This is a genomic window from Klebsiella sp. GG_Kp173, assembly GCF_040062415.1.
GTDB classification, from domain to species: Bacteria; Pseudomonadota; Gammaproteobacteria; order Enterobacterales; family Enterobacteriaceae; genus Klebsiella; species Klebsiella quasipneumoniae.
In genome coordinates this window covers 1-4,816 of sequence record NZ_JBEAFZ010000049.1, presented here as the reverse complement: position 1 = coordinate 4,816, position 4,816 = coordinate 1, and the positions used below count along the sequence as shown (strand labels likewise).

The window sequence follows — 4,816 nt, the reverse complement described above, 5'->3', positions numbered from 1 at the left end:
AACCTGCGACCAATTGATTAAAAGTCAACTGCTCTACCAACTGAGCTAACGACCCGAAGTGGTGGGTGATGACGGGATCGAACCGCCGACCCCCTCCTTGTAAGGGAGGTGCTCTCCCAGCTGAGCTAATCACCCACTTCGGTACTTCACATTTTGACAGAAAATCCAGCTGGCGAGAAATTGGTGGGTGATGACGGGATCGAACCGCCGACCCCCTCCTTGTAAGGGAGGTGCTCTCCCAGCTGAGCTAATCACCCACTTCTCAATTTTCTGTTCTACACGGCGGAGACTACGTTAAGTAGTGGTGGGTGATGACGGGTTCGAACCGCCGACCCCCTCCTTGTAAGGGAGGTGCTCTCCCAGCTGAGCTAATCACCCCCGCTGTGTGGAGTCGCATTATAGGGAGAGTTGAAAATGAGTCAACGCCTTTTCTAAAGAATTCGTTCGTTCGTCGTAAAATTAAACAAAGCGATCGTAAAACCGGCGTCATAGCATGATTTATAAACAAAAATGGCAAAGCGCGACGTTCCGACGGGAACAACATTGAGGAATCAGCCCACGGTGTTAGAATATTGACCCATAATTTCCACCGGACATTGCCGTCTATCGGCATCTTTATTAAACGTAAGGCCAATTCATGAAAATCAAAACTCGCTTCGCGCCAAGCCCAACCGGCTATCTGCACGTTGGCGGTGCGCGTACTGCTCTCTATTCCTGGCTTTTTGCCCGTAACCACGGCGGTGAGTTTGTACTGCGTATTGAAGACACCGATCTCGAACGCTCCACCCCGGAAGCAATTGAAGCCATCATGGATGGCATGAACTGGCTGAATCTGCAATGGGACGAAGGTCCCTATTACCAGACCAAACGTTTCGATCGTTATAACAACGTGATCGATGAGATGCTGGAAGCCGGTACCGCTTATAAATGCTATTGCTCGAAAGAGCGTCTGGAAGCGTTGCGCGAAGAGCAGATGGCGAACGGTGAGAAGCCGCGTTACGATGGCCGCTGCCGCCATAGCCACGAGCATCATGCCGACGATGAGCCGTGCGTGGTGCGTTTCGCCAACCCGCAGGAAGGGTCAGTTATTTTTGACGATCAGATCCGCGGACCTATCGAGTTCAGCAACCAGGAGCTGGACGATCTGATCATTCGCCGTACCGATGGTTCCCCGACCTACAACTTCTGCGTCGTCGTGGATGACTGGGACATGGCGATCACCCACGTGATCCGTGGTGAAGATCATATCAATAACACGCCGCGCCAGATCAACATCCTTAAAGCGCTGAACGCGCCGGTGCCGGTATACGCGCACGTATCGATGATTAACGGCGACGATGGCAAGAAACTCTCCAAGCGCCACGGGGCGGTCAGCGTGATGCAGTATCGCGACGATGGCTACCTGCCGGAAGCGTTGCTTAACTATCTGGTGCGTCTGGGCTGGTCCCATGGCGATCAGGAGATCTTCACCCGCGAAGAGATGATCGAGTTCTTCTCGCTGGGGGCGGTCAGCAAATCTGCCAGTGCGTTCAACACCGACAAGCTGCTGTGGCTGAACCATCATTACATCAATACGCTGCCGGCGGAGTATGTGGCGACCCATCTGCAGTGGCATATCGAGCAGGAAAATATCGATACCCGCAACGGTCCGCAGCTGGCCGAGTTGGTGAAGCTGCTGGGCGAGCGTTGCAAAACGCTGAAAGAGATTGCCCAGAGCTGCCGCTACTTCTATGAAGAGTTCGCTGAGTTCGACGCCGACGCGGCGAAGAAACATTTGCGTCCGGTAGCGCGTCAGCCGCTGGAAGTCGTACGCGACAAGCTGGCGGCGATTAGCGACTGGACGTCGGAAAACGTCCACCACGCGATTCAGGCAACCGCTGATGAGCTGGAAGTGGGCATGGGTAAAGTCGGTATGCCGCTGCGCGTGGCCGTTACCGGTGCTGGGCAGTCTCCTGCGCTTGACGTAACCGTCCATGCAATCGGCAAGTCCCGTAGCGTAGAGCGTATCAATAAAGCGCTGGCTTTTATCGCTGAGCGCGAAGGCCAGGCGTCCTGACGGGGACGTAGATGATATAACGGCAGGATATAATCCTGCCGTTTTTTTTGTCTGTTACGCCGGGCTGGCGATGCCGAGGCGGGCAAGAAAACCGCTAATCCCTTCCCGGGCCAGCAGGTCGCGGAGCTGCAGCTGTTCTGCCGGAGTCATCAGTTGCAGGGTTTCTGTGATTTGCCGCCAGATCGCGTCCGCCTCATTGACCAGGTAAGCGCCTGGCGATTCCGCGAGATGATTGTCGCTAAACAGATGGCGTCTGGCGGGAATGTTAGTCAAAAACTCACGCACCGGTTGGTCGATGACCACCAGTCGCGCTCGTCCCCCTTTAACGCCGGGTATCGCTTCTGTGCGCCATTTCTTCTCCCGAACCCAGCGATTGATCGTTTGTCTGGCCAGCCCCAGGCAGTCGGCAAGCTCTGCGGGCGTCATTTTATCTTTTAGTTTCATCATGGTTTACCGATCGCGGATCCCTAACCGAAGCAGTAACCCGGTGATCCCCTCGCGCAGCAACAGCGACATAAGCTGCTTCTGCTCGCTGGGGGTGAGTTCTTTACAGAGGGTCAGCAGCAGCGATTCCAGATCGCTGTCGTGGGGAGAATAGGTGCCGGGCGTCTCCGCCACGCGCTGGGCGCTGCGGATAAACTCCCTGACTTGCTCATTGACATGGACCAGGCGCGCCTTGCCGCCCTGGACGCCAGGCCGCGGAGAGGTCTGCCAGCCTTCTTTCCGCACCCACTTATTGATAGTTTGCCGACTGTAGCCGGTCAGATGGGCGATTTCTTCAGGTGTCATTCGTTCCTTGAGCATACTATTTCCTGAGTAAATGTATGGGAATTAGCTGTCCATGTTATAGCATCCTTTTACTGGAAAAGGTGACCTGTTTAACTTCTGGCTGCGATAAGGCTCGCAATGTCAGCAGGTTGCCTGCTTTTTCAGCGATTGAATCGAGAAGGATAATTTTGCCGTTGACACCTGAGCGAGGAATTCATATTATGCCGCCCGTCAACACGACACGCTTTACATTACGGGGCTATAGCTCAGCTGGGAGAGCGCTTGCATGGCATGCAAGAGGTCAGCGGTTCGATCCCGCTTAGCTCCACCAAATTCTGCACCCAGCGGATTTGGTTCGTAAAGAGGTCCTGTGGGGCTATAGCTCAGCTGGGAGAGCGCTTGCATGGCATGCAAGAGGTCAGCGGTTCGATCCCGCTTAGCTCCACCAAAATTCAGAACCCTCGCTTCGGCGGGGGTTTTTGTTTTTATCTATTTTCATGTAAAGCATTTTCTGCTTAAGTCAGTTAATCTCCAGCAATTAAAATCGAAAGTAATTTCAGACTTTTTCCTGATAAATCACCTTGCCTGCCCTAAATAAGCAACATAACATTTCCCCCATTAAACGTAATGAGGTTGCCGGAGTTTTAATTAACAATAATGGTTGATAAAATTAACATTAATATCAAAAAAACTCTGTTGGCCTTTATCGTCTGTTTAGTCGCTATTCCGCTGGCTCGTTTTATTTCACCGCAAACGGTTATTGATGGCAATCTTATTTATATTGCCTGGCTGCCCATTAGCGTGATGTTTTCTGTTATTTTTATCTTTGGCCGCTATGCGATTGCGCCATTAATCCTCGCATTTGCCATCACCAATTGCTTTCTTATTAAATTAACGCTACCGCAGGCGCTTATCTTACTCTTTTGTCAGCTCTTTGCGGTGTTCTTCTCCTGCGCTATTCTAAGACTGATGGTGGGTAAGCGCTGGCGCTGTGGCCCGACGGCAAAACATATGGGAGCGCGGATCTTCTGGGGCGGCTTCTTCGCGCCGGTGCTGCTGAAACTCACCATGTACCTTGCCGGGCAATATTTTGCTTTTCCCTTATCTATTACCAGCTATTTTGGCAGTATGCCATTGATTTATACCGTAATAGATATTCAAAGTTTAATCAGCGCGGCATTAATTTTTACCACTTTTTTATATTATCCAATGCGGATGATTATCAATCCACGCTACGCCCGACGTTTCTGGCGGCAGGAATGTTTACCGTGGCTGGCAGCAAAATATCGTTCCTTTACGCTATATTGGTTTATTGCGCTGGCGGTGATATTAACGCTATTGTGTGCGCCGTATCAGTCTGAATTTATTGCCGGTTATTTAGTTCCGGTGATTTTTATCGTCTACTTTATCGGGATTAGCCGAATTGGTCATGCGCTGCTGCGTATTTCATGGTCGGTCTCGGCTTTTTTACTGGTGGTGTATAACAAAAACTTTCTCCAGGGCGTCCAAAGCGAGTATTCATTATCCTTTGTGCTCTCAGTGCTGATCTCCTTTACTATCTGTTTGTTTTATATGGCAGACACCTATGCCCGTAGCGACCGCAATAAACGCCGCTGGCGTAGTCAGGCGGAAGAAGATCCGCTGACTGGCTTGCCTAACCTGCGCGCGCTGGAGAGCCATTTACAGAGCTGTCCGCAGCAGGTTATCTGCAGCCTGCGTATTCATAATCTCGACTTTCTCAGCAGGCATTATGGCCTGATGATGGGGGTGGACTGTAAACGGCAGATTATTCGGGCGTTGCAACCGCTGCTGGGGGCGACGGATAAAGTTTTCCAGGTGCCGGGCAGCGAACTGATCCTCGTGCTTGACGGACCGGAGCCTTCGTCCCGTTTGCACCATATGGTCGCGGTTCTCAACCACAAAAAATTCAGCTGGCACAATCAGCCGTTGGATCTGGAGTTTGGCGCGGCCTGGGGCCGCGCCGCCGGTCAG

General features: G+C 52.1%; 4 protein-coding genes and 5 tRNA genes. 4 read left to right on the top strand and 5 right to left on the bottom strand.

The window, feature by feature from the left end; genetic code table 11:
- Positions 1 to 59: 59 nt before the first annotated feature.
- The 3 genes from ABLU50_RS15915 to ABLU50_RS15905 form a co-directional block, all read right to left on the bottom strand.
- Positions 60 to 135 (bottom strand) — tRNA-Val (locus ABLU50_RS15915).
- A 46-nt stretch (positions 136 to 181) separates the two neighbouring features.
- Positions 182 to 257: transfer RNA gene (locus ABLU50_RS15910), tRNA-Val, on the bottom strand.
- A 45-nt stretch (positions 258 to 302) separates the two neighbouring features.
- Positions 303 to 378 (bottom strand) — tRNA-Val (locus ABLU50_RS15905).
- Positions 379 to 637: 259 nt separating this feature from the next.
- Here ABLU50_RS15905 and gltX point away from each other — a divergent pair.
- Positions 638 to 2,056 carry a glutamate--tRNA ligase gene (gene gltX / locus ABLU50_RS15900; RefSeq protein WP_087832052.1) on the top strand — a complete coding sequence of 473 codons (1,419 nt, stop codon included), beginning with the start codon at positions 638 to 640 and terminating at the stop codon, positions 2,054 to 2,056.
- Between the two features lie 54 nt (positions 2,057 to 2,110).
- Here the strand turns inward: gltX and ABLU50_RS15895 are convergent, their stop codons facing one another.
- Together ABLU50_RS15895 and ABLU50_RS15890 are read right to left on the bottom strand one after the other, a co-directional pair.
- Positions 2,111 to 2,503, bottom strand: coding sequence for a YfeC-like transcriptional regulator (locus tag ABLU50_RS15895; protein WP_004202015.1), 393 nt, complete (start codon positions 2,501 to 2,503; stop codon positions 2,111 to 2,113).
- A 3-nt stretch (positions 2,504 to 2,506) separates the two neighbouring features.
- Complete coding sequence (locus ABLU50_RS15890; RefSeq protein ID WP_004202017.1) at positions 2,507 to 2,860, bottom strand: YfeC-like transcriptional regulator; 354 nt, start codon at positions 2,858 to 2,860, stop codon at positions 2,507 to 2,509.
- 219 nt (positions 2,861 to 3,079) lie between these two features.
- On the opposite strand from ABLU50_RS15890, the gene ABLU50_RS15885 reads away from it, so the two are divergent.
- From ABLU50_RS15885 to ABLU50_RS15875, 3 genes are all read left to right on the top strand, one after another.
- Positions 3,080 to 3,155 (top strand) — tRNA-Ala (locus ABLU50_RS15885).
- A 41-nt stretch (positions 3,156 to 3,196) separates the two neighbouring features.
- Positions 3,197 to 3,272, top strand: a tRNA-Ala gene (locus ABLU50_RS15880).
- Between the two features lie 209 nt (positions 3,273 to 3,481).
- On the top strand, positions 3,482 to 4,816 hold a 1,335-nt coding region (locus ABLU50_RS15875), incomplete at its 3' end, for an MASE1 domain-containing protein (protein ID WP_348864844.1).